This is a genomic window from Enterococcus sp. DIV1420a, assembly GCF_051712165.1.
In the GTDB taxonomy this organism is placed as follows: Bacteria; Bacillota; Bacilli; order Lactobacillales; family Enterococcaceae; genus Enterococcus; species Enterococcus faecalis.
In genome coordinates this window covers 1,323,888-1,348,442 of record NZ_JBIOOI010000002.1, presented here as the reverse complement: position 1 = coordinate 1,348,442, position 24,555 = coordinate 1,323,888, and the positions used below count along the sequence as shown (strand labels likewise).

Sequence of the window (24,555 nt, the reverse complement as noted above, 5' to 3'; positions counted from 1 at the left end):
CCAAAAATTAAAGAACACCGGGTAGGTATCATGCAACATCAACTCGTTCCTCGTTGTGTTTTATGACAATTTTCGGAAATTCCTTCTTATTGCTGAGAAACACTATTTGCAAAGCAAATAGATGTTGAACAGTACCTACTTGGTTCTCGGAATTAAACACTTCTGTCCCGACCTCTTCCCGATAAGAGCTTCTTTTTTGTTAATAGTCAACAATTAATAAAAAAATAATTGAAAAAGGTTGACAAAAATAATGATACTCGTTAGAATAAGCACTGTTAACAAATGAATAGCGTTTTCATGTGACTAGATAATACTAGGCATGGAAGAATTTCGTAATACAATGTGGTGTACAATGGTTACGCAACATGTTTAACGGGATTGTTCTATGCTTTTTTTGTTGTTTTCACTGAAAATGTTAGAATTACTTCTGCAGAAGAGGGTCATTTATGAAAATTAAAAAGGTGCTAAATCAAAATGCTGTACTTGTTCTTGACGAAGGACAGGAGAAAGTAGCTGTCGGTAAAGGCGTCGGGTTTAATAAGACTAAAAATGATGTCTTATCTCGACAATTGGTGGAGCGGATGTTTGTGATGGAGCCAGAAGGACTGAAAAAACTTCAAGTATTGCTATCACAAATCGAAGACAAATACTTTTTAGCGAGTGAAGAAATTATCCAACATGCTGAAACGGTATTGGGTGAAAAGTTGAATGAACATATTAATATTGGGTTGAGTGATCACATTGCTTTTGCAGCTGAAAATATTCAAAATAATATTATTGTTCGGAACAAGCTTTTAAGTGAAATTGAGATTTTATATAGTGAAGAATTTGCTATTGCTCAATGGGCTGTAGAATATTTAACACAAACCTTAGAGATTCCATTTAGTTATGATGAAGCGGGGTATATTGCAATTCATATCCATAGTGCTCGTAGCGGGCGTACTGATAATAGTAAAAGTATCCGTGAAGTTACAATCGTTTCTGAAATTATTCATTTAATCGAGCAGGAATTGGCTATTGATATTCATGATGATAAAAATAGTCTCAGTTATTCACGTTTGGTGAATCATTTACGTTTGTTTATTCATCGCTTCCAACAAAATCAATACGCTGTTTTAGATGAAGAAATTTTGGAAGTCGTAAAGAAAAAGTATGCTGAAAGCTATGAAATCTCAAAAAAAGTACAAGTCTTATTAATGAGAAATTTTCATTATCAAGTACCAAATGAAGAACTTGGTTATTTATCGATTCACATTGAACGATTAAGAATGACCAAATAATAAAAATTAAATAGTTTATGTGAGGAGTTACGTATAATGAAAGCGTATATGCAAAGAATGGGACGTTCGTTAATGTTACCAGTTGCTGTATTACCGGCGGCTTCTTTATTAGTCGGTATTGCTAACTGGATCGTGGGAACAATCGGCGCTAGTCCAGCCACAACTTTTCTAATGAATGGTGGTTTGGCTATCTTAAACAACTTAGCATTATTATTTGCGGTTGGTTTAGCGTTAGGAATGTCAAAAGATAAAGATGGATCGGCAGCATTAGCTGGTTTAGTCGCTTATTTAGTGCCAAAAACTGTTTTAGCGCCTGCTTCTATCCAAGCCATTAAAGGCTTCAAGGATATTGCTGAAGTAAACCCAGCCTTCAACAGCATGGACAACAATGTCTTTGTCGGGATTGTCGCTGGTTTAGTTGCTGCGGCAATGTATAATCGTTTCTCTGGTGTGAAATTGCCAATGGCTTTATCATTCTTTAGTGGAAAACGTTTAGTTCCTATTATGTCAGCTATTTCGATGTTAGCAATCTCAGCTGTCTTATTCTTCTTCTGGCCAGTTGTTTATAACGGATTAGTTGCTTTTGGTAAAGGAATCTCTAGCTTAGGTTTCGTAGGAGCTGGCTTGTATGGTTTCTTTAACCGACTATTAATTCCAACAGGCTTACACCATGCCTTGAATTCTGTTTTCTGGTTTGATGTTGCTGGTATCAATGATATTGGGAACTTTTTAGCTGGTCAACAAGCGTTAGATACTGGTAAAGCAATTGTAGGACAAACAGGGATGTATCAAGCTGGTTTCTTCCCAGTAATGATGTTTGGTTTACCAGCAGGCGCGTTTGCTATTTATCAATGTGCGCGTCCTGAGAAGAAAAAAGTTACAGCTTCATTAATGTTAGCTGCTGGTTTTGCGGCTTTCTTTACAGGCGTTACTGAACCTTTAGAATTCTCATTTATGTTCGTTGCTTGGCCTTTATATGTTTTACATGCAGTCTTTACAGGTATTTCTTTAGCATTCGCTGCGTTTATGCATTGGACAGCTGGCTTTGCCTTTAGTGCAGGTTTTGTAGACTTCTTCTTAAGTTTGAAAAACCCAGTCGCGAATCATCCAATGATGTTGGTGGTTCAAGGACTTGTCTTTGCAGCAATTTACTACTTCGGTTTCCGTTTTGCAATCACTAAGTTTAACTTAATGACACCAGGACGTGAAGAAGGCGATGGCGAAGAAACGCCAGATGTTGCAGAAGGTGACAACAAATTTGCTTCTCTAGCTCGTCGTATTTATGATGGTTTAGGCGCTGATGCTAATGTAACTTCTATTGATAACTGTACAACTCGTTTACGCTTAACAGTGAAAGATACAGGCAAAGTGGATCAAGCAAAAATTAAAGCAACTGGGGTTCCTGGTGTGAAAGTCATTGATGACACCAATATCCAAGTGATCGTTGGTACGGAAGTACAATTTGTTGCTGACGAAATGCAACGATTATATAACCACCAAGCGCCAGCAACACCAGTCAAAGAAACACCTGTTTCTCAATCAGTTGTTGAAGAAAAAGCACCAGTTTCAACGAAAGAAACTGAATTATATTCTGTAGCGAATGGGAAAGTTATTCCTATTTCTGAAGTACCAGATGATGTTTTCTCAGCAAAAATGATGGGTGACGGTTTTGCTGTCGTACCAACAGACGGCGAAGTTTCAACACCCGTTGCTGGTAAAATTACTAGCATTTTCCCAACAAAACATGCGTTAGGTATCCAAACAGATTCAGGCATTGAAGTATTATTACACATGGGTCTAGATACTGTTGAGTTACAAGGTGGACCATTTACATTACATGTTGAAGAAGGCCAAGTTGTAAAACAAGGCGATAAAATTGCAACCATTGATTTAGCGGCATTAGAACAAGCTGGCAAAAAATCAGATTTAATTGTTGTTTTCACAAATCAAGATATTGTTGCTCAATACGATTTACAAAAAGCAGGTCAAACGACTTCAATGAATGATGTAATCGGAAATGTTACCGTAAAATAAAAGTAAAAAAGGGCTAGCCGTAAGGCAGCCCTTTTTTGTATTCTTTGAAAGTATTAGTGTCTGTAGAGCCAGTAATTCAAAATCGCTTGCTCTGCAGATTTTTATTTATAAATAGCCTTAGAAAGTTTCGCATAATTGAACACTTTAACCACTCACAAAAATGGCCAATGTAACGGACAGAAAACAAGGAAGCGTTTTCTTTTATATGGATTATAATAAATATATCAAGGAGGGGTTGCTATGAGTTCGAAAAAAGAACGTGGACAAAAATTGTTGTTACTTCTCTCAAAAAAACAAGATTATATGACTGCAGAAGAATTGGCAAACTGCCTAAGTACTTCTCCTAAGACAGTTTATCGTTTGATAAAAAAAATTAACGATGAATTTTCAGAAGGTTCACTCATATTATCTGAGAAAGGACGAGGATACAAGCTAGACTATGAACGATTTATGGAACAGAATCGACATTTAGTCGAAAAAGAAAGTGATTTTTCGCCAAGGGAAAGACGCAATCGAATTCTGGAGGAATTGTTGTTAGCTTCTCCACAAGCTAAAAATGTTTATGAATTATTTGCAAGATATTATGTTGGCGATTCTGTGATATTTAGCGATGAACAACAATTATCCGAAGATTTAAAGAAATATGATTTAACACTCAAACGGAAAAATCGAACGTTGGCAATTATCGGTGAGGAAAGAGCTATCAGGAAAGCCATTTCCGATAGAATACAACTGTTGAACATTATCGATATTGAGGATCTTCGAAACAACAAAGCATTAAATTTTAATAATTATGATGTCCTTTTTACGTTAGATCAAGTCAGGAACATTGAAAAAAAACTGGATATTACTATTCCACATCCATATAACGTAAACATCTTTTCGCATCTTTATATCTTAATTAGTCGTTCACGAAAAGTAGCTATTTCTGAAAAATACCAATTATCTAACGAAGAAGAACAAGAATTAACAAAGGACTTAGTACTCAAAAAGGTCGCGCAAACAACGATTCAACAGATTGAAACTTATTTAAATAAGAGACTGCCTAACGTTGAAATTTATTACTTATATCAATATTTAGTTTCTTCTAGGATGCAAGGTTCGTTTAGTAAAGTAACTAATTTTTCTTTCAAAGTAATGCAAATTACTCAATTTTATTTAGAGGAAATGAGTGCACAACTAAAAATTTTAACTGATAATGATCAGCTACTTCTTGAATTGGCTAGTCATATAAAACCAATGATAAATCGTCTTGAAAACGGCATACATGTTAAGAATAGTTTATTGGATCAAATAAAAATGACGTATGAAACAATTTTCAGAAAAATTGTGCAAGTTTCTAAGCAAGTAAGTAAAAACTATCAACTGCCGGCTATAAACGAAGATGAGAATGGGTTTATTACATTGTATTTTGCGCGAATGATTGAAACCAATCAGTTACCTATTCGTACTTTGATTATGTGTACCACTGGAATTGGAACTTCAGAACTATTGAGAGTAAAAGTTGAAAAGAAATTCCCTGAATTACAAATTGTTGAAATTATTGCCACACGAAATATAAAGAAATCATTAAAAGATTATTCTGATATTGAATTGATTCTTACAACGATTCATTTACAGGAAAAGGTCCCCATTAAATCATTGTTGGTAAGTGCCATGTTTACAATGGATGATCAGTATCGATTACAAAGAAAAGTTGAGGAAATCTATCATGAACGTTAATCCTTTATACCAAGTTTTCCTAAACCAAGAACTTCTTTCAAAACAGCAAGTATATCAATTCATTGCAGAAACAGCAGCACCTTTGTTAACGCTCGAAGAAAAAAAGCAGATTGAGGAATCTTTGGTAAATCGTGAGAAGATGGGAAGTAATCAGATTGCAGAGCAAGTTGTCTTGCCACATTTAGAGAATGCACTCTTGAAAAAAAGTGAAATATATCTGATTGGCTTAAAAACAGAAATCCAAGAATGGACGGCAGACATTAAGCAAGTGAAATTAATTATTGTCATTTTACTAAAAGAAAATGAACAGTTAAAAGTAAAAAAAGAAATCAGTCGATTTACTAGAAAATTAGCAAATGAAGACTTCTTAGAAAAGTTGTTGCGTTTAAAAACAGAAACAGATTTTTATAAAATTATAGAAAAATTTGAGGAGGAAAAATAATGAAGATAGTCGGCGTAGCAGCCTGCACAGTAGGAATTGCTCACACATATATCGCACAAGAAAAATTGGAGAACGCTGCAAAAAAAGCAGGAGTTGAGATCCATGTAGAAACACAAGGGACCATTGGGATTGAAAACAAACTAACGGATGAACAAATTAAGGAAGCGGACATTGTTATATTAGCCATTGATGTAAAAATTTCTGGAAGAGAGCGTTTTGATGGGAAACGAATCATTCAAGTACCTACAGAAGTTGCTGTAAAATCACCCACTAAACTAATTGAAAAAGCAGAAGAAGTTATGACACAAGAAAAGTAATCTTCTAGGAGGAATTGTAATGGAAGTAAAGGATATCATTGACTTAAAAACCGTTAAAACGAATATGAATGTAAATACAAAAGAGGAAGCGTTAAAAGAATTAGCCAATCTTTTGCTTGAAAATGGCAATATTTCAGAGGAAAAAGGTTTTATAAAAGATATCTATGATAGAGAGGCGGAAGGCCAAACAGGCATCGGAAACTATCTAGCCATTCCACATGGCAAAAGTGCGTATGTAAAAAAAATAGGCGTGGCCATTGGTATTAATAGTACAGAAATTCCTTGGGAATCTTTAGATGATAATGGCGTAAAAGGAATCATTCTTTTTGCTGTGGGTAATGATCATAAAGAAACAACTAGCCATCTTAAACTATTATCATTGTTTGCCAGAAAACTCGGAAATGATGAAGTAGTGAGAGAATTCCTTCAATCAAAATCGCCAGAGGATGTAGTGAAGGCATTCTCTTAATGAAATTACTGAGACAGCATATTGTGGATATTTTCTACAGAAGAATCCACAACAGTAATTTTTTTAAATAGAAAATAAAATGAAAAGAACAATGTTTAGGAGGATAAAAATGAAAAAACTAAAAGAGTTAAATCTTAAAGGTCATTTATTAACAGCAATCTCATATTTAATTCCAATTGTCTGTGGCGCTGGCTTTTTAATTGCAATTGGTATGGGGTTTGGTGGCTCAAGTCAAGGAACCTTGGTGCCAGGTGAATTTTCGCTTTGGGATGCTTTAGCTACTATGGGTGGCGCTGGCTTAGGCTTACTGCCGGTTGTTATATCTACTGGCATTTCCTTTTCAATCGCTGGTAAACCTGGAATTGCTCCGGGCTTTATTATTGGTTTAACTGCGAATGCAGTTGGCGCTGGCTTTATTGGTGGTATCTTAGGTGGTTACTTGGCAGGATATCTTGTATTAGCTATTTTAAAATATGTGAAATTACCAAACTGGGCGAGAGGGTTAATGCCAACATTAATTATTCCATTTTTAACCTCAATTACTGGTGGATTAATCATGGTATATATTATCGGGACCCCAATAACGGCATTTACTTCATTATTAACGAACTTTTTAGATAGCTTAGGTAACTCGTCATTATTAATTTTTGGTGGTGTAATTGGTTTATTAAGTGGTATAGACTATGGCGGACCCATTAACAAAACTGTTTTTGCCTTTGTTTTGACAATGCAAGCGGAAGGACTTAATGGACCAATTACAGCATTGCAATTAGTAAATACAGCAACGCCAATAGGCTTTGGATTAGCTTTCTTCTTTGCTAAATTATTTAGAAAAAATATTTATACAAAACTAGAAGTTGAAACGTTAAAGTCTGCCGTACCAATGGGCGTGATTAACATTGTTGAAGGTGTTATTCCTTTAGTTATGAATGATATTGTCCGAGGAGTCATTGCTACAGCGATTGGCGGCTTCGTGGGTGGCGCAACAACAATGATCTTAGGGGCAGATGCGACAGTTCCATTTGGCGGTGTTTTAATGATTCCAACAATGAGTAAACCGCTGGCTGGCATTATTGCAATTGTTGTAAACGCTGTGGTTACCGGTTTAGTTTTAGCTATTATTAAGAAAGATATAACTGAGAAAGATATGGAAGCTTTAGTAGAAAAAGAAGAAGAGGAGATAAACTTGGAAGATATTCAGATTTTCTAAACAAAATGAAAAAGCGCAACAAAATTAATGCAATTTATATTGCCTGTCAGAGATGTGTCAACGTCTGAATATAACGAGTTAGAAAAATTTTCAAAAACATCAACCAAATAATCAGATAGAAAGAGTTGAAAATTAGAATGAACAAAGTTGAATTTTCTCCGTCACTAATGACGATGGATTTGGACAAGTTTAAACAACAAATCACCTTTTTGAATGATCATGTTGCTTCGTATCACATAGACATTATGGATGGTCACTATGTGCCAAATATCACGCTATCTCCGTGGTTTATTGAGGAGTTAAGAAAAATTTCGAAGCTCCCAGTATCTGCCCATTTAATGGTTACGAATCCAAGCTTTTGGGTACAACAACTAGTAGATATCAAATGTGAATGGATTTGTATGCATGCAGAGGTTTTAGATGGTCTAGCATTTCGCCTAATTGACCAAATTCACAATGCTAATCTTAAAGCAGGGATCGTCCTTAATCCCGAAACGCCTATTGAATCAATCTTTCCATATATTGAATTGTTGGATAAAATCACAATCATGACCGTTGATCCAGGCTTTGCTGGCCAGCGATTTATTGAAGGAACACTTGATAAAATTGTTGCTCTTCGTAATTTACGTGAAGAAAAAGGGTATCGTTATGTAATTGAAATGGACGGCTCATCGAATAGAAATTCATTTAAGCGAATTGATGCTGCAGGACCTGATATTTATATTGTTGGTAGAAGCGGATTGTTTGGATTGAATGAAGATATTGAAAAAGCTTGGAGAATGATGAGTAGAGACTATGAAGAAATGACTGGGAAAAAAATTCCATAAAACATTTGACTGTTTGTTAAAAGAATAGATAAGTTGTATAAAGCCAAGCCTAGAAAAGAATTTTGTTCATTCTTATCTGGGCTTTTTTGATGCAATAAATAAGCGCCAATAGAACAAAATTACTTGTTATTCTATTCTAGGTGAAAACGTTCAATCTTGCGAAGTTACGGTTTGTTCACAAAAAAGTTACTTTTATTAAATAAAACTAAAGAAGTAACAAAAACTTCGCTTTTTTCAGTTATTTCAAGTAACATAGAACGTATCTTAAAAGAAAAAGTTTGGATGATTCGATGCGTAGAGTAAGAAAAATAATTTATAAAATCATGCTACTTTTGTTTGTTGGTTTAGTTGCTGGTCTTGGCTATCTTGGCTATAAAATACATCAAAATGTTGAAACGGTAATGACCTTTGAAAAACAAGTAGAAGCAGAAGTCAAAAAAAATAAAATACCTGAATACAAAACATTAGCTTTAGCGATTATCTATACAGAATCTAAAGGGAAATCTGGCGATATTATGCAGAGCAGTGAAAGTGTTTATGGACAACAAGAAGTGATTGAAACACCAGAAGAAAGTATCGCGCATGGCGTAAAATTTCTCGCGGAAGCGTTAGCGAAAGCAAAAGAAGCTGGCTGTGATGAGTGGACAGGCGTACAAGCATATAATTATGGACTGGATTATATTCAGTTTGTTAAAGAACGCGGCGGGAAACACACGACAGAGTTAGCAGAAGAATATTCAAGAGAAGTCCTTTCACCGTTGCTAGGGAATGACCAAAATACGAAATATCGTTATTATCGTTGGCAAGCGTTAGTTTACAATGGTGGTTACCTTTATCAAAATGGTGGCAATATGTTCTATGCGGAAATTGTCAAAATGAATCGTTGGTTTATTGAAAAGTTAAATTAAAACGAGAAAAGTCTAAAGAATTCTTTCAACTTACAGGAATTTTTTAGGCTTTTCTTGCAGTTTCATGAAAATGCAAGTAAACTAGAAGGGATGTAACTGATTAATTGAAAAGGTAGGGAAAGAGCTGGATGTTGAATAAAGTCGACCTGAAAAAAGGGTTAAGTACAGAAGAAGTTGCCAAGCAGAAAGAGTTAGGCCTTCAAAATAATTATGAGGAAAATGTAGCAAAATCTACAAAAGATATTATTTTTGATAACGTCATGACGTTATTCAACTTTTTAAACTTTGCAATCGCTGTTTGTTTACTATTTGTCGGAGCGTATTCCAATCTGGCTTTCTTAGCGATTATTATTGTGAACATGTCAATCGGGATTTTCCAAGAAATTCATGCCCGTAATTTAGTTCAAAAATTATCTATTGTGGCAAAAGAAAATGTTCATGTTGTTCGAAATGGCGTACAACAAGAAATTGATACAAAAGAACTAGTTATGGAAGATATTGTTATTATCTCTGCAGGGGAACAAGTTCCTTCTGATATGGAAGTTATTGACGGTAAAGTCGAAGCGAATGAAGCGTTGTTAACAGGTGAATCAGATTTAATTGAAAAGGAAATCGGCGATACCTTGCTTTCTGGAAGTTTCATTGTTAGCGGACAAGCCTATGCCCGTGTTATCCACGTTGGTGCCGAAAACTATGCTGTGAAAATCACCCAAGAAGCTAAAGTGCATAAACCAATTCAATCAGAGTTAGTCAATTCGATTCGTAAAGTCTCTAAATTTACAAGTTGGGTGATTATTCCTCTAGGGATTATTTTATTTGTTGAAGCTTTTTGGCTAAGAGATGCTGGCATTAAAACATCTGTTGTTGCTTCTGCAGCTGCTTTGTTAGGGATGTTACCAAAAGGATTAGTACTATTAATTAGTATTGCGCTGACAACAGGTGTCATTAAGTTAGCCAAAAAACGTATTCTAGTACAAGATATGTACTCAATTGAAACATTGGCCCATGTGGACACTTTGTGTTTAGATAAAACTGGAACGATTACAGAAGGTAAAATGAAAGTGCAAAAGGCGATTATCTTGCATGACAAATATGAAGAACTCTTCCCACAGATTATCGGAAGCTACCTATCTGAAAGTACGGATAATAATATTACAATGCAAGCAATTCGTGATCATTATGAAGTATCCAATCGATTTGGCGCAAAAGAAGTCTTGGCTTTTTCTTCTGAACGAAAATGGGGGGCTATTGAATTTCCAGAAATTGGGACAGTTTATTTAGGGGCTCCTGAGCGTTTGGTAGACGATAGTCGGTTGCCAGAAGCTGTTTTTACAGCACAAGAGAATGGGTATCGCGTCTTGATGTTAGCCATTGCGGAACAACAACCGTTAAACGAAACCAAAATGCCTTACTTAGAGCCATTAGCAATTCTAGAAATTGATGATCCAATTCGCCAAAATGCCAAAGAAACACTGGCTTATCTAAAAGAAGAAGGAATCGACTTAAAAGTAATTTCTGGTGATAATCCGGTGACTGTTTCAAATATTGCTCGTCGTGCTGGGCTACCCGGTTATGAGTCTTATATTGATTTGTCGACCAAAACGACAGAAGCAGAAGTGCGTGAAGCAGTTCAGCAATACACAGTGTTCGGACGTGTATCGCCTCAGCAAAAACGAACCATTGTACGTGAGTTGAAAGACACAGAGCATGTGGTGGCGATGACCGGCGATGGCGTTAACGATGTTTTAGCGTTACGAGAAGCGGATTGTAGTATCGCCATGGCAGAGGGAGATGGCGCTACTCGGCAAATTTCTAATCTAGTTTTGCTAGATTCTGATTTTACAACGTTACCAGATGTCTTGTTTGAAGGACGACGTGTGGTAAATAATGTAACCAGAGTTTCCAGTGTTTTCTTCATTAAAACGATTTATTCGTTTATTCTCTCAATCATTTGTGCCTTAACGGCCATTGCGTTCCCGTTCATTCCGATTCAAGTGACCTTGATTGATTTAGCAATTGAAGGGTATCCAGCCTTCTTCTTATCTTTCGAAGGGGACAAACGAAAAGTTGTCGGGAAGTTTTTACCAACGGCTTTGAAAAATGCGTCTGTTAATGCGCTTTTAGTTGTAGCGAATATCATTGCTGTTTATCTGATTGGACAAAATCAAGGATTTTCTTCTTTAGACACCACGACGTTAATGTATTATTTATTAGTCGGAATTAGCTGTATGGCTGTTGTTCGAGCATGTCTGCCTTTAAATCCATTACGCATTTTCTTGGTTTTCAGTACCATTATTGGTATTTATGTAGCAGCTATGTTATTCCACAACATTTTAGAAATTGGTTTCTTAACTTCGCAAACAATGGGTCTCTTCTTTATTATGATGGCCATTAATATTGTAGTGCGTGTAACAATTGGTTTCGTACAAATGAAACGTGCTGGAAAAACAATTAAAGATTTATAAAAAGCAGAGGTTGAGCTAAAAGCATTCGTCTCCAGAAATGCAGTTCTTCTTTAAATCTTGAAGGAAGTCGGAGCAAGTTTGATGTTTAACTGATTATTTTAAGAGTTAGTGTCTGGGGCAGGAGTCAGGATGACTTTTGTCCTAGATACTTTCTTTTTTTGTTGAGTTGAAACAAGATACTTGAAAAACAGAGATTATGTGATACAATAAATCATGTGTAAATGTGTCCATTGGAATTCGCACTGAAATGACAGTGCGTTTTTTAAACGGTCAATCACATGAGTTAGCACAATGCTATTCTTAGGAGGTGAGGACAATGGCACAACGCATTCCTCAGGAAGTCATTGAGGAAGTTCGTCACCGAACGAATATAGTAGATATTATTGGGCAGTATGTCCAGTTAAAAAAATCCGGTAAAAATTATATGGGTTTATGTCCGTTTCACGAAGAACGTTCCCCTTCATTTTCAGTAGCAGAAGACAAACAAATTTTTCACTGTTTTGGCTGCGGGAAAGGTGGAACTGTTTTTAATTTCTTGCAAGAAATTGAAGGCATTAGTTTTCCAGAATCCGTGAAACGTGTTGCAGATTTGGAACATTTATCTGTGGACTTTGATTGGTCAGAGCCGCGTGAAGTAGCGGATACCCCAGAAAACCAACAAAGACGGAGTTTGTTACAACTGCATAGTAAAGCCGCAGAACTTTACCATCATATTTTAGTGAATACTAAAATTGGCGAACCCGCATTAAACTATTTATTAGAGCGGGGGTTAACACAAGAACTAATTGAGACCTTTCAAATTGGATTTGCGCCGCAAAAACGTGATTTCTTAAGTCAAGTTTTTAAAAACGAACAACTGGATGAAACGCTTTTTGAGCCTTCTGGGCTGTTTGTCCAAAGAGATAACGGTACGTTTTTGGATCGTTTCTATCAACGAATCATGTTTCCAATTAATGATCCCCAAGGCAATGTCATCGCCTTTTCTGGTCGCTTGTTAAAAACAGCTGATTTTCCAGGGGATGAGATGCCTAAATACTTGAATAGTCCTGAAACAACACTTTTTAATAAGCGAGAAACGCTGTTTAACTTTGATAGAGCCAGAAAAGAAATTCGTAAAGAAAATACGGTCTTGCTTTTTGAAGGATTCATGGATGTTATCGCTGCTTGGCAATCAGGCGTAAAAAGTGGGGTGGCTTCAATGGGGACTAGCTTGACCAATGAACAAATTCGGCGTTTGGAACGGGTCGCTAAGGAAGTAGTTATTTGTTACGATGGCGATAATGCCGGTGTTCAAGCCACAAACCGTGCGATTCAATTATTGCAAGAAAACAGTCATTTTGACTTGAGTATTGTCAGCATCCCTGAAAAGCTGGATCCTGATGAATATGTGCGGAAATATGGCGCAGAAGCTTTTCAAAATTTAGCCAATCATGGCCGAGAAACAGTTTTTAGTTTTAAAATGAATTATCATCGGTTAACTAGAAACATGAATAACGAAAAAGAACAATTGGATTATGTGAACGAATTGTTACGGGAGTTAACCAATGTTCAATCTCCCTTGGAACGTGATCGTTATTTAAACCAAATTGCTCAGGAATTTCAACTTTCTGTTCATAGTTTGGAAGAGCAATTCAATCAATTGAAGCAAGAGCAACGTTCAGTCCAACGGCAAGAAAGGCAACAATTTTATCAAGATGAAATGATGCCACCACCAATGGAAGAACCTGTTTTTGAAGAGAATCACGTCCAGAACAAGTTACCGTTAACCCAAGTTCAAAAAGCAGAACGTTCTTTATTATTTCGTTTAATGAATGAACAAGGAGTACGGCAAACCATTCAACAATTGCCAGATTTTTCATTCGCTCATGATGAATACCAAGAATTATATTTCTTGCTAGAAAGTTATGCGACACTGCATCAAAGTTTCGACATTGCCGATTTTATTAATTTTTTGCAAGATAATCAAACCAAACAATTAGCAATTGAAATTGCGTATCAGAATTTATCGGAAGAAAGCTCTGAGCGAGAAGTTGCCGATTTATTACATGTAATTGCCTTATCAAGTATTGCAGAGGCAATTGAGCAGAAAAAGATTCAACAGCAAGAAGCAAAACGAGTGGGCAACCAACAGCTTGAAGCCGAATTAACAATGGAGATTATCCAATTGGCTCGACAGCTTAAAGCTCAACGAACATTTACTTAAGCAATAAATGAATAGAACTAAGCGTTTTGTTCATTTTATTTTGATAAGTCCCAGTGATTTATCAGTTATTTCAAGCGTGAACCGAAAAATGAAGGGGGCCTTCTTTCATGGAAAAAGAAACAAGTAAAAAATATGAAGCTGCAGTGGCAGCATTTATCAAAGAAAACAAGCCTAAAGGAACAGTGGTTTATGATGATTTAGCGAATCAATTAGCCACACCGTATACTTTGGATGCAGAAGCTATGGAAAAATTGATCCAAAAAGTTGAAGATGCTGGTATCAGCGTGGTCGATGAAAATGGAGACCCAAGTGAACATAGCTTGAAAAAAGATGAAAAAGAAGCGGAAAAGGCCCAAGCAGAAGACTTATCTGCGCCAACAGGTGTTAAAATTAATGATCCCGTGCGTATGTACCTAAAAGAAATTGGGCGCGTTCAATTGTTAACTGCCGCAGAAGAAGTTGAATTGGCACTTAAAATTGAAGAAGGCGATCAAGAAGCAAAACAACGTTTAGCAGAAGCCAACTTACGTTTGGTTGTTTCAATTGCCAAACGATATGTAGGTCGTGGTATGCAATTCTTAGATTTAATTCAAGAAGGTAATATGGGCTTAATGAAAGCTGTTGAAAAATTTGACTACCGTAAAGGGTTCAAATTCTCTACGTATGCTACTTGGTGGATTCGTCAAGCGATTACGCGGGCAATTGCGGACCAAGCTAGAACGATTCGAATTCCTGTTCACATGGTTGAGACAATCAATAAATTGATTCGGATTCAACGCCAACTATTGCAAGATTTAGGTAGAGAACCAACGCCAGAAGAAATTGGTGCGGAAATGGATTTACCAACAGAAAAAGTTCGTGAAATCCTAAAAATCGCACAAGAGCCAGTCTCTTTAGAAACACCAATTGGTGAAGAAGATGATTCACATTTAGGTGATTTCATTGAAGACCAAGATGCTACCAGTCCTGCTGAACATGCAGCTTACGAATTGTTAAAAGAACAACTAGAAGATGTTCTGGATACTTTAACAGACCGTGAAGAAAATGTTTTACGTTTACGTTTTGGTTTAGATGATGGTCGGACACGTACGCTAGAAGAAGTCGGAAAAGTTTTCGGTGTCACTCGTGAACGTATTCGTCAAATTGAAGCAAAAGCGTTAAGAAAACTAAGACATCCTTCTCGTTCAAAACAATTAAAAGACTTTTTAGAATAAACATACCGTTTAGCGGCTCTTTTCGTGCATGCGAGAAGAGCCGCTTTTGATTTTTAAAAAGTCTCTAAATGTCATTGCTAGTTATTGGAAGAAGGCGCAAGTTGTGGTAAATTAGAAGTAATGGAATATTAGCAGAATGTGAGGCGGAAGAATGACAAAAAAATGTCCGAAGTGCGGGAACGAATTCGATGCAGAATTAACGACCTGCCCAACATGTGGCTATTCACTAACTGACACAACAGTTGATAAAGAAGAAGCGGAAACGACTTCAACAAATATAGATTTTGAAACACAGGAAAATGAAGAACACGAAGATCAATTAAATGAGAATATTGAGTGGTCTGAGTTAAAAGATATGAGCTTAGGCCATGTGATGGAACTGTTTGGCGAATCACCAGAAGAAGAAAGTAATGATGACAAAAAAGAAGAGTCGACAGAAGATAACTTAATAGTCTCTGATTCAGAGGATGTTTCTGGTCTAGAAGCATCGCTTCAAGAAGGGGCTAGTGAGGAGACTCATGATTCGGTGGAGGAGTCGATACCAGCGACAGAAGAGACGCCTACTCATTCAACAGAAGAAAAACTAGCAACGGACGAAGCAGTTAATTTAGAGGAAACAACAGAAGAAACAACGGAAGAAACAACTACTGTTGAAGCAGAAACAGCTGAGGTATCTGAGACGGTGAAGTCAGAAGAGGAAGCTTTAACAGAGATTTCAGGAACTGAAGTTATCTCTACCACTTCTGAAGAAGAAATTTTTTCACAACCACCGATAGAAGATCAAGATGTAACACCAAACGAAACTTTGCAAGCTTATATTCAAGCGCATCGAGCAGATACAGAAATGTCTGAAAATCCATCAGAAGAAACAGCAGAGACCCAAGAGTTAGAAACCAGCGGTGAGGCAGTATTAACCCAAGCCGAAACACCAACTGAATCCATTTCAGATTCTGAAGAAGGGTTAACAAGTGCAGCGTCGCTAGAGGCACCGAGCGACGCTGATGCAACCGAGGAAAAAGTTTCAGATTCAGGTGTGATACCACCGATGAATGAAACTGGGAATGCTCAACCAGCGCCTGCTCCGAAGAAACCATCAAAAAAAGTAGTTTTCGTTGCGCTTGCGGTTGTTTTATTAGCTGGAGGTAGTGCTTGGGCGTATCATGATCAAACGCAAAAAGCTGCCGCGCAAGAGGCGGCGGCACTAACCAAGAAAACAGATACGCTGAAAGATGAACTAGCAGCCTTTTATACCACGAAGGAGCAAGTTTTTATTAAACCCGATATGGTGACTGTTAGTCCAGAAAAACTCTTAAAACAAGTCGCGGAAATTAAAGATTCAGAAGAGTATTCTCAATTAAATAAACAAATTCAAACATTGAAAGAGAAGCAACAAACCATTCAACAAATCAACCAATTATTTGAGGCGCCGATTGTCAATGGCAATGAGTTGAAACCGGCGATTTTAGCTGCTGATCAACCAATTTCCGTAAAGAAATTAACAGGAAATGATCCATTTGACCAATTGATGAACCAAGCAATCGATCAAGCGAACCAACAATACAACCAATTACAAAAAGCTAAAAAAGCGGTTGAGGTCATTTATAAAGATGGAAAAACTACCAATCAGCTGAATCGAGACACGTATCAAGCTGCTAAGGCAGAAGTAGATAAAGTAACAAGTGATAAGCTGAAAAAAGAATTGGTCAAACAAGTCACGACAGCTGACCAAGCGTTAACCAAGGTTGAAGAAGAACAGAAAAGAATTGCAGAAGAACAAGCTGCCGCAGAGCAAGCAAAACAAGCAGAAGAACAAGCGAAACAAGCTGCTGCCGCGAAAAAAGAGAACGCTAAGAAGGAAGAAACAGCAAAAACAGAAGCGAATGGCTACACGGCGCCGAACAGTGACGGGGTTTACACTAGTCCGCTTTATGCGCCAGATGCTGCCGATATCGCTGATAGTAGCAATCCAGCGTGGACATGGGCACCAGGTGTGAAAGAAAAAGTCTTAGACACAGTGATTGCTCGTGGCTATGTGGTTCCTGGCGGATATTCTTTAGAACCTGCCAAAATTGTGAATGGCGAAGGTTACTACAATCTTTATGCAACAAACAATCAATCAAAATTATTAGAAGGCACTACAGAGAAAAATGTTCACATGTATTTAGTTACAATCAATGCTAAAACAGGTTGGTTCAAAGGGAACGCTTCTCGTAATGCAGGGCAATAAAAGAAAATAGAAACAATCGAACAAAAGCGGAAATCTTTTGTTCGATTGATTTTCCTTGAGGAGTTAATGATAAATGAGAGAATTACTAGCAACAACATTTACCGGCATTGTGGTCGATGAAAATGAACAATTTTATTTTGTTCAAAAAAATGGCATCACATTCCGTTTAAAAAAAGAAGAAGGTACGCATGCCATAGGAGAGGCTGTAGAAGGCTTTGGTTATTTAAATCAAAAACAAGAGCCAGCACTGACAACTACAATTCCTACTGTGCGCATTGGTAGCTATGGCTTTGGTACTGTCACAGGAACGAGACGTGATTTAGGTGTCTTTGTGGATGTTGGCTTACCAGATAAAGATGTCGTTATTTCGTTGGATGAATTACCAACTATGCGGGAACTTTGGCCTAAAAAAGAAGACCGAGTAATGGTTACTTTAAAAGTGGACAGTAAAGACCGCATTTGGGGCGAATTAGCAGATGAAAAAGTCTTTAAAGCAATGGCAAAACGCGGGAATGCTGAAATGCAAAACCAAAACTTAACCGGGCATGTGTATCGTCTGAAACTTGCAGGAACGTATATTTTAACTGATGATTTATACATTGGATTTATCCATCCTTCTGAACGATTCCAGGAACCACGTTTAGGTGAAAAAGTAGTGGGACGTGTGATTGGCGTGCGGCCGGACGGCGTATTGAATCTTTCATTAAAACCAAGAAGTCATGAAGTAATCAGCGATGATGCGTTAATGATTCTAACTTTCTTAGAAAGAGCAAACGATCACCAAATTCCTTTCACCGATAAATCAAGCCCTGATGAAATTAAACAAACCTTTGGCATTAGTAAAGCTCAATTTAAACGCGCCTTAGGCCATTTAATGAAACAAAAATTAATTAAACAAGAAGATGGTAAAACAATTCTAATTGGCTCGTTGGAACAATCAAAAGAAAAAAATTAAGGTAGCTAATTGAGAATATCTTGCAAATTACAGTTATTTCTTTTATAATTATTTTAATTTGATTGATAAATTAAGTTTCTTAATTTGTAATCATTCTAAACAAGGAGCTGTAATAATGGATTCGACTGCTGCTTTAAAAAAGACAAAAAAACAATTACATGAATCAGGCTTTAAATTAACACCACAACGGGAAGCAACCGTACTTGTATTATTGGAAAATGAAAAAGATCATTTATCAGCAGAAGAAATTTACTTCTTGGTAAAACAAAAAAGTCCGGAAATTGGTCTAGCAACAGTCTATCGAACGCTAGAAATTTTAACAGACTTAAAAGTCGTTGATAAAGTGAGCTTTAACGATGGTTTAGCTCGCTATGATTTAAGAAAAGAAGGCGCCAAACACTTTCACCACCATTTGTTATGCTTAGAATGTGGCACAATTGAGGAAGTGGAAGAAGACTTGCTTGGTGAAGTAGAGCAAATTGTTGAAAGTCGGTATCATTTTTTAGTCAAAGATCATCGCTTAACTTTTCATGGTATTTGTCAAAGTTGTCAAAGTAAACATTAAAAAAACTGCCTTGCATTAATTTATGCAAGGCAGTTTTTTATTCATTGGAATTATAAATTAGCGAATTTTTCCAATAAGCGAATCATTTGGCAAGTAAAACCATATTCATTGTCATACCAAGCCACAGTTTTCACTAATTGGAAATCGCCAGCTGTCGTTACTTCTGTTTGCGTTGGGTCAAAAATCGAACCTTCTGTCGTGCCGATTATGTCTCCAGAAACAATTTCACGATCATCATAACCGAAAGAAGGGTTATCAATGGTGTGTTTTTTCATTGCTTCATTTACTTGATCAGCTGTTACTTTTGTTTTTAAAATGCTAACTAATTCTGTTAAGGATCCATCCACAACGGGAACACGTTGGGCATGGCCTTGTAATTTTCCATTAAGTTCTGGAATAACTAAGCCAATTGCTTTAGCAGCACCAGTTGAATGGGAATAGTATTGTCTGCAGCAGAGCGTGCCGCACGAAGATTTCCGCCACGAACAGGGCCATCTAATAGCATTTGTGTTGATGTGTAGGCATGGACAGTTGTCATGGTACCAACTTCAATACCGAATTCATTATTTAAGAAGTAAGCCATCGGTGCTAGACAGTTTGTCGTACATGAACCAGCAGAAATGATTTTATCGTTGGCATCAAGTGTATCATCATTGACGTTGTAAACGATTGTTTTCATTGCGCCTGCAGGAGCAGAGATAACCACACGTTTCACACCTGCATCTAAATGAGCTTGTGCTTTTTCTTCAGAGGTATAAAAACCTGTACATTCAAGGACAATGTCTACTCCGTTTTCTTTAACCCAAGGGATTTTACTTGCATCTGGTTCTGCGTAGACACGGGTTTCTTCGCCGTCAACCACAATGCCATTTTCAGTGGCTGTCACGGTGCCAGGATAGGTGCCATGCGTAGAGTCAAATTGTAATAAGTGAGCCAACATTGTTGGGCTAGTCAAATCATTGATAGCCACAACTTCAATATCATCAGAAACTTCTTTTATTCGGCGAAAGGCTAAACGACCAATTCTTCCAAAACCGTTAATTCCTACTTTGACTGTCATAACAAAAATTCCTCCTTTAGATGTTTGTGTTTCTTTGGACCCTTGCTGAAAAAGTGATTTTCTTCAACTATCTATAGTATGAACCTCTAAAATTTTTTTGTCAAAAGACTGATAGCGAAGCGACAAAAAGAAAGCGAAAGATTCATGAGAAATTTTGCTTTTTCCAACGATAACTAACTAGAATTGCTAGACAAACGGTTGTTTTCCCGATACAATAATAAAGACTTTCGAATCACGCTTTTTGAGGTGATTAAAGATAGTAGAAGTAGAATAGGAGGACAAATTATATGTCCATGTTTTTAGATCAAGTGACGATTGATGTCAAAGCTGGTAAAGGCGGCGACGGAATGGTTGCTTTCCGTAGAGAAAAATATGTACCAGACGGGGGTCCCGCTGGTGGTGATGGCGGTCGCGGTGGCGACGTTGTTTTAGTTGTTGAAGAAGGATTACGCACATTAATGGATTTCCGGTTTAATCGTCATTTTAAGGCGACACCTGGAGAAAATGGTATGAGTAAAGGAATGCACGGTCGTGGTTCAGAAGATTTACTTGTCAAAGTTCCACCAGGTACAACAGTTCGTGATGCAGAAACCGGAGCCTTAATTGGGGATTTAATTGAGAATGGTCAGACCTTAGTAGTAGCGAAAGGCGGACGCGGTGGTCGTGGGAATATTCGCTTTGCTTCCCCAAGAAACCCTGCACCAGAAATTGCCGAAAACGGCGAACCGGGTCAAGAACGTAAAATCGAATTAGAATTAAAAGTCTTAGCAGATGTTGGTTTAGTTGGGTTTCCTTCTGTAGGGAAATCAACGTTACTCTCTGTTATCTCGTCCGCTCGTCCGAAAATTGGTGCCTATCATTTTACGACGTTAGTTCCAAACTTAGGGATGGTGACTACTAGTGACGGTCGAAGCTTCGCTGCAGCAGATTTGCCAGGCTTAATTGAAGGAGCTTCTCAAGGTGTCGGCTTAGGAACACAGTTCTTACGCCACATTGAACGGACGCGTGTTATTTTACATGTCATTGATATGAGTGGCATGGAAGGACGCGATCCTTATGAAGATTATTTGGCAATCAATAAAGAATTGGCTTCACACAATTTACGTTTGATGGAGCGACCTCAAATTATTGTTGCCAATAAAATGGACATGCCTGAAGCAGAAGAGAATTTAGCGAAATTTAAAGAGCAACTTGCGAAGGAACGCACCGATGAGTATGCTGATGAGCTACCTATTTTCCCAATCTCTGGGGTTACTCGTAAAGGTATTGAACCTTTATTAAATGCAACAGCTGACTTGTTGGAAGTAACGCCTGAATTCCCATTATATGAAGATGAAGTGGTAGAGGAAGAAACCGTTCGTTATGGCTTCCAACCAGAAGGTCCAGAATTTACGATTGATCGTGAACCAGATGCTTCATGGGTTTTATCTGGTGAAAAATTAGAAAAATTATTTGAAATGACGAATTTCGATCATGATGAAACAGTAATGCGTTTTGCACGTCAATTACGTGGTATGGGTGTCGATGAGGCATTACGAGCACGTGGCGCGAAAGATGGCGACATTGTTCGGATTGGTAATTTTGAATTTGAATTTGTCGAATAAGCATAAAACCAGTTCACTCAGTGAACTGGTTTTTTATTTTAAAATTAGTATTAAATTAGCGAATAGATTGAAATAATATTTTTAATAGCTTATAATTTTAAATGTAACAAAATAACAAACGAAAGGAGCGAAATTGAAATGGAAAACAATCAAGCAATGGTTCCTAAGTTTTCAGTTAAAAGTGCCGGTTTTCTTTTTAGTATGGGGTTCTTATGTGGTGTCCTGTTGCCGAGTGTTTTATTATGGACTTTCAGTCTGCCGTTTAATATTGGTGCCATGATTTTTTTGCCTGTTGGGATTGCTTTTGCGTTAGCGTATAGTCATTATTTTATTGAAACGAAAACAGGTTTTTGTAAGCGTTTTATTTGGTTGTTTTTAATTTCTCTTATTTTATTAGAGCTTATCTCTTATTTATGGCTGATTAAAGGAGTTATTTTTTAAGAGAAAAACAGAGGAGAGTGTTATTTATGTTAGATAAACTGACTGTTTGGATTGAAAATCATCTAGCTGGACCAATGGCTAAAATTGCCAATCAGCGCCATTTACGTGCGGTGCGGGATGGGATTATTGCGACATTACCTTTAATTATTGTCGGTTCTTTTTTTCTAATTATTGCGTTTCCGCCGTTACCAGAATCTTGGGGCATTACTCAATTTTTAACAAGTAATGCTGCTACAATCTTATTGCCTTACCGAATGACAATGTACATTATGGCGTTATATGCGACTTTTGGCATTGGCGCTAGTTTAGCGAAATCATATAATCTTGATCAAGTCTCTGGAGGGATTTTGGCTACGATTGCTTTTTTATTAACATTAGTACCTGTAGCGATTCCTGAAGAAGCCAGTAAAGCAGCTGGCGTTTCTGGGTTTGTTTTACCAATGGCTAATTTGGGTGGTGCAGGGATGTTTGTCGGGATTGTGACGTCAATTATTGCTGTCGAAATCTATCGAGTGACAGATAAGTCTAAGTTCAAAATTACAATGCCTGATAACGTTCCACCTGCTGTTGCTCGTTCATTTGAATCGTTGACTCCGACGTTAATTGTCATGTTATTGATTGGTTCAATCACTTATTATTTAGGCTTTGATTGGCACACATTTGTAGGGAACTTAGTAGGACCACTAGTTCAAGCAGCGGACTCTTTATTGAGTGTCTTGCTGTTGGTCTTTTTAACCACATTTTTCTGGTTCTTTGGGATTCACGGCGCTTCAATCGTAGGATCGTTGGCGCGTCCTCTATGGCTACAACTATTAGAGGAAAACACGACTGCTAAAGCAGCTGGCGAAGCATTACCTCGGATTGCGGCAGAACCTTTTTACCAATGGTTCATTTGGATTGGTGGTGCCGGAGCCACAATTGGTTTAGCCATATTATTAGCCTTTCGGGCAAAATCAGAATATGGTTCAAAACTAGGAAAAGCTATTTTAGCACCGTCTATTTTTAATATTAATGAGCCAGTTATTTTCGGTGTACCGATTGTCTTAAATCCTATTTTAATGATTCCTTTTATCTTTGCACCAATGGTTTTAGCAACGATTGCTTGGTTTGCCACAAAATTAGGTTTAGTAAGTGAAGTTGTCTTTACCGCTCCTTGGACCTTACCAGGACCAATTGGCGCCTTTATGGCGACAGGCGGCGATTGGCGTGCTGCTGTTTTGAATATTGTTTTAATTCTAGTGGCCATCTTGATTTACTATCCGTTCTTTGTAGCTTATGATAAAAATGAGCTTGCCAAAGAACAAGGCAAACAAATAGAAGAATAAAGAGTGCAGCCGTTTAGTGTCCAGAACAAAAGGTGATGACCTTTTGTTCTGGACCTATTTGTTTATAGGCGATGAAAATTCTCAATTTTTTTGAAATGTATAGAAAATTTTGAGAAAAGAAACGCATAAAAAAGTGTAAAATATTATATATATAATGAAAATGGTTTTCTTTTGTGTGAACATAATAAAGTTATTGTTAACTAAAAGAGAAAAGGGGTATGAAAATGGTTAGAACGAAGGTATATACAAAGGAAAAAATCTTAAACGTAGCTGAAAAAATTTTAGTAGATAAAGGTTTTTCTAATTTAACTGCTAGAAATATTGCAGATGCTATGGGGATTTCTACGCAGCCAATTTATTTAGAATTTGTCAACATGGACGATTTAAAACGAACCTTAATTAAATCGTTATTTCATCGTATGCAATTATTTTATAAAGCAGATGTCGGTGCCTCAGACCCAGTGATTGCATTGGGTCTGAACTTTATATTATTTGCCCAAAAACATCAAAAAATCTATACGGCGTTATTTATGAAAGCACATGGTTATGAAGAAGAATTGCAGCAAATGCTTCAAACTTTTTTTGAAGAGCGTTTATTATTGGATAAAAAATATGTACAAATGGACAAAGGAAAATTTGTCGAATTATTTCCTAAAATGGTGGTAATCTATTTAGGTTTAGCCACAGCGGTTACAATGAAAACAATTGACTTAACTAAGAATCAAGAAATTCAATTATTAAGTCAATTATTGATAGAAGAGTAGTGTTTTGTTATTTATTCAAAATAACAAAAATACGACATAAGTCTGAGGAAAAACTGGTCGTTGCGCCCGAGGAAGGATTGTTTAAAACTTGCTATACTTTGGAAGAAGTAACAGAGAATAATTACTCGGGAGGATTTATGTGATGAAATTTATTAAATTTTTAGTGGTGACAGCAATTGTTATTGGTGGTGGTTTATTTGGGGCCAAGTTTTACGCAGAGAAGAACTCTGGCGAATTAGCTGGTGTGTTAGATCAATTAAATCCATTGGTTAAAGAAGGAAATGTGTATGTTAAAACAAAGAAAGCCGATAGCGTTAATGGCTATGGAATTGCTAGTTATACGCAAGTAGCCGCAGATGAGGAAGGCAAAACGCGAGAAATAACTTTCACAGCGGACCATGAATTAAAAACAGATCATTATCTAAAAGTCTCAAATAAAGGGGCCCACATCAATACGTATGAAGAGGTCAATCAAGACCAAGTACCAGAAAAGGCATTACAAGCGATTCAAAAATAACAAAAA

General features: G+C 37.0%; 20 protein-coding genes and 1 pseudogene. 20 read left to right on the top strand and 1 reads right to left on the bottom strand.

Annotated elements, in window-relative coordinates:
• The first annotated feature begins 446 nt into the window (after window positions 1-446).
• The 15 genes from IGI80_RS17800 (at window position 447) to fur (ending at window position 18,838) form a co-directional block, all read left to right on the top strand.
• Window positions 447-1,280, top strand: a complete 834-nt coding sequence (locus IGI80_RS17800) for a PRD domain-containing protein (RefSeq protein ID WP_002357655.1) — start codon at window positions 447-449, stop codon at window positions 1,278-1,280.
• Between the two features lie 36 nt (window positions 1,281-1,316).
• Window positions 1,317-3,314 (top strand): N-acetylglucosamine-specific PTS transporter subunit IIBC, encoded by a 1,998-nt coding sequence (gene nagE, locus IGI80_RS17795; RefSeq protein ID WP_002371849.1) that lies wholly within the window; start codon window positions 1,317-1,319, stop codon window positions 3,312-3,314.
• A gap of 240 nt (window positions 3,315-3,554) precedes the next feature.
• Entirely contained in the window at window positions 3,555-5,036 is a 1,482-nt protein-coding gene (locus tag IGI80_RS17790; protein WP_016615008.1) for a BglG family transcription antiterminator, read from the top strand.
• Window positions 5,026-5,478: a PTS sugar transporter subunit IIA gene (locus IGI80_RS17785; RefSeq protein ID WP_010709411.1), complete on the top strand. Its 453-nt coding sequence runs from the start codon at window positions 5,026-5,028 to the stop codon at window positions 5,476-5,478. Before IGI80_RS17790 ends, IGI80_RS17785 begins: the two co-directional genes overlap by 11 nt.
• Window positions 5,478-5,795 carry a PTS fructose transporter subunit IIB gene (locus IGI80_RS17780; RefSeq protein WP_002357651.1) on the top strand — a complete coding sequence of 106 codons (318 nt, stop codon included), beginning with the start codon at window positions 5,478-5,480 and terminating at the stop codon, window positions 5,793-5,795. The genes IGI80_RS17785 and IGI80_RS17780 overlap by 1 nt, the downstream gene beginning before the upstream one ends.
• A 19-nt stretch (window positions 5,796-5,814) precedes the next feature.
• The gene (locus tag IGI80_RS17775) at window positions 5,815-6,264 is read left to right on the top strand and encodes a PTS sugar transporter subunit IIA (RefSeq protein WP_002365638.1); all 450 of its coding nucleotides are present in this window, start codon (window positions 5,815-5,817) and stop codon (window positions 6,262-6,264) included.
• Between the two features lie 109 nt (window positions 6,265-6,373).
• Window positions 6,374-7,474, top strand: a complete 1,101-nt coding sequence (locus IGI80_RS17770) for a PTS fructose transporter subunit IIC (protein ID WP_010819984.1) — start codon at window positions 6,374-6,376, stop codon at window positions 7,472-7,474.
• A gap of 137 nt (window positions 7,475-7,611) precedes the next feature.
• Window positions 7,612-8,301 carry a D-allulose 6-phosphate 3-epimerase gene (gene alsE / locus IGI80_RS17765; RefSeq protein WP_002369425.1) on the top strand — a complete coding sequence of 230 codons (690 nt, stop codon included), beginning with the start codon at window positions 7,612-7,614 and terminating at the stop codon, window positions 8,299-8,301.
• Window positions 8,302-8,591: 290 nt separating this feature from the next.
• Window positions 8,592-9,209: a lysozyme family protein gene (locus IGI80_RS17760; RefSeq protein WP_002357646.1), complete on the top strand. Its 618-nt coding sequence runs from the start codon at window positions 8,592-8,594 to the stop codon at window positions 9,207-9,209.
• A 128-nt stretch (window positions 9,210-9,337) separates the two neighbouring features.
• The gene (locus IGI80_RS17755) at window positions 9,338-11,674 is read left to right on the top strand and encodes a cation-translocating P-type ATPase (protein ID WP_002357645.1); all 2,337 of its coding nucleotides are present in this window, start codon (window positions 9,338-9,340) and stop codon (window positions 11,672-11,674) included.
• 316 nt (window positions 11,675-11,990) lie between these two features.
• The gene (gene dnaG, locus IGI80_RS17750) at window positions 11,991-13,877 is read left to right on the top strand and encodes a DNA primase (RefSeq protein WP_002361790.1); all 1,887 of its coding nucleotides are present in this window, start codon (window positions 11,991-11,993) and stop codon (window positions 13,875-13,877) included.
• A gap of 107 nt (window positions 13,878-13,984) precedes the next feature.
• Window positions 13,985-15,091 (top strand): RNA polymerase sigma factor RpoD, encoded by a 1,107-nt coding sequence (gene rpoD / locus IGI80_RS17745; RefSeq protein WP_002360364.1) that lies wholly within the window; start codon window positions 13,985-13,987, stop codon window positions 15,089-15,091.
• A 151-nt stretch (window positions 15,092-15,242) separates the two neighbouring features.
• Window positions 15,243-17,318 carry a cell division site-positioning protein MapZ family protein gene (locus IGI80_RS17740; RefSeq protein WP_438724226.1) on the top strand — a complete coding sequence of 692 codons (2,076 nt, stop codon included), beginning with the start codon at window positions 15,243-15,245 and terminating at the stop codon, window positions 17,316-17,318.
• 73 nt (window positions 17,319-17,391) lie between these two features.
• Window positions 17,392-18,273, top strand: coding sequence for a CvfB family protein (locus tag IGI80_RS17735; RefSeq protein WP_002361792.1), 882 nt, complete (start codon window positions 17,392-17,394; stop codon window positions 18,271-18,273).
• 115 nt (window positions 18,274-18,388) lie between these two features.
• Window positions 18,389-18,838, top strand: coding sequence for a ferric iron uptake transcriptional regulator (gene fur, locus IGI80_RS17730; protein WP_002357640.1), 450 nt, complete (start codon window positions 18,389-18,391; stop codon window positions 18,836-18,838).
• Window positions 18,839-18,888: 50 nt separating this feature from the next.
• On the opposite strand, the pseudogene gap reads toward fur, so the two are convergent.
• Window positions 18,889-19,898, bottom strand: a pseudogene (gene gap, locus IGI80_RS17725) (type I glyceraldehyde-3-phosphate dehydrogenase).
• Between the two features lie 287 nt (window positions 19,899-20,185).
• Between gap and obgE the strand changes: the two are divergent.
• The 5 genes from obgE to IGI80_RS17700 all read left to right on the top strand — a co-directional run bounded on the left by obgE (window position 20,186) and on the right by IGI80_RS17700 (window position 24,549).
• Window positions 20,186-21,502, top strand: a complete 1,317-nt coding sequence (gene obgE, locus IGI80_RS17720; RefSeq protein WP_002384537.1) for a GTPase ObgE — start codon at window positions 20,186-20,188, stop codon at window positions 21,500-21,502.
• A gap of 138 nt (window positions 21,503-21,640) precedes the next feature.
• Entirely contained in the window at window positions 21,641-21,943 is a 303-nt protein-coding gene (locus IGI80_RS17715; protein WP_002374891.1) for a hypothetical protein, read from the top strand.
• A gap of 26 nt (window positions 21,944-21,969) precedes the next feature.
• A complete protein-coding gene (locus IGI80_RS17710) occupies window positions 21,970-23,268 on the top strand; it encodes a PTS sugar transporter subunit IIC (protein ID WP_002363934.1) in 1,299 nt (432 codons plus the stop codon).
• A 218-nt stretch (window positions 23,269-23,486) separates the two neighbouring features.
• Window positions 23,487-24,032 carry a TetR/AcrR family transcriptional regulator gene (locus IGI80_RS17705; RefSeq protein ID WP_002365644.1) on the top strand — a complete coding sequence of 182 codons (546 nt, stop codon included), beginning with the start codon at window positions 23,487-23,489 and terminating at the stop codon, window positions 24,030-24,032.
• A 142-nt stretch (window positions 24,033-24,174) separates the two neighbouring features.
• The gene (locus IGI80_RS17700; RefSeq protein WP_002357632.1) at window positions 24,175-24,549 is read left to right on the top strand and encodes a YxeA family protein; all 375 of its coding nucleotides are present in this window, start codon (window positions 24,175-24,177) and stop codon (window positions 24,547-24,549) included.
• Window positions 24,550-24,555 lie beyond the last annotated feature (6 nt).

Coding starts and splice junctions, on each gene's coding strand:
- rpoD (WP_002360364.1), top strand. CDS start 13,985: ATGGAAAAAGAAACAAGTAAAAAATATGAAGCTGCAGTGGCAGCATTT.
- IGI80_RS17700 (WP_002357632.1), top strand. CDS start 24,175: ATGAAATTTATTAAATTTTTAGTGGTGACAGCAATTGTTATTGGTGGT.
- IGI80_RS17800 (WP_002357655.1), top strand. CDS start 447: ATGAAAATTAAAAAGGTGCTAAATCAAAATGCTGTACTTGTTCTTGAC.
- IGI80_RS17710 (WP_002363934.1), top strand. CDS start 21,970: ATGTTAGATAAACTGACTGTTTGGATTGAAAATCATCTAGCTGGACCA.
- dnaG (WP_002361790.1), top strand. CDS start 11,991: ATGGCACAACGCATTCCTCAGGAAGTCATTGAGGAAGTTCGTCACCGA.
- IGI80_RS17740 (WP_438724226.1), top strand. CDS start 15,243: ATGACAAAAAAATGTCCGAAGTGCGGGAACGAATTCGATGCAGAATTA.
- IGI80_RS17770 (WP_010819984.1), top strand. CDS start 6,374: ATGAAAAAACTAAAAGAGTTAAATCTTAAAGGTCATTTATTAACAGCA.
- IGI80_RS17790 (WP_016615008.1), top strand. CDS start 3,555: ATGAGTTCGAAAAAAGAACGTGGACAAAAATTGTTGTTACTTCTCTCA.
- IGI80_RS17760 (WP_002357646.1), top strand. CDS start 8,592: ATGCGTAGAGTAAGAAAAATAATTTATAAAATCATGCTACTTTTGTTT.
- IGI80_RS17715 (WP_002374891.1), top strand. CDS start 21,641: ATGGAAAACAATCAAGCAATGGTTCCTAAGTTTTCAGTTAAAAGTGCC.
- fur (WP_002357640.1), top strand. CDS start 18,389: ATGGATTCGACTGCTGCTTTAAAAAAGACAAAAAAACAATTACATGAA.
- IGI80_RS17785 (WP_010709411.1), top strand. CDS start 5,026: ATGAACGTTAATCCTTTATACCAAGTTTTCCTAAACCAAGAACTTCTT.
- IGI80_RS17705 (WP_002365644.1), top strand. CDS start 23,487: ATGAAAATGGTTAGAACGAAGGTATATACAAAGGAAAAAATCTTAAAC.
- nagE (WP_002371849.1), top strand. CDS start 1,317: ATGAAAGCGTATATGCAAAGAATGGGACGTTCGTTAATGTTACCAGTT.
- IGI80_RS17775 (WP_002365638.1), top strand. CDS start 5,815: ATGGAAGTAAAGGATATCATTGACTTAAAAACCGTTAAAACGAATATG.
- IGI80_RS17780 (WP_002357651.1), top strand. CDS start 5,478: ATGAAGATAGTCGGCGTAGCAGCCTGCACAGTAGGAATTGCTCACACA.
- IGI80_RS17755 (WP_002357645.1), top strand. CDS start 9,338: ATGTTGAATAAAGTCGACCTGAAAAAAGGGTTAAGTACAGAAGAAGTT.
- alsE (WP_002369425.1), top strand. CDS start 7,612: ATGAACAAAGTTGAATTTTCTCCGTCACTAATGACGATGGATTTGGAC.
- IGI80_RS17735 (WP_002361792.1), top strand. CDS start 17,392: ATGAGAGAATTACTAGCAACAACATTTACCGGCATTGTGGTCGATGAA.
- obgE (WP_002384537.1), top strand. CDS start 20,186: ATGTCCATGTTTTTAGATCAAGTGACGATTGATGTCAAAGCTGGTAAA.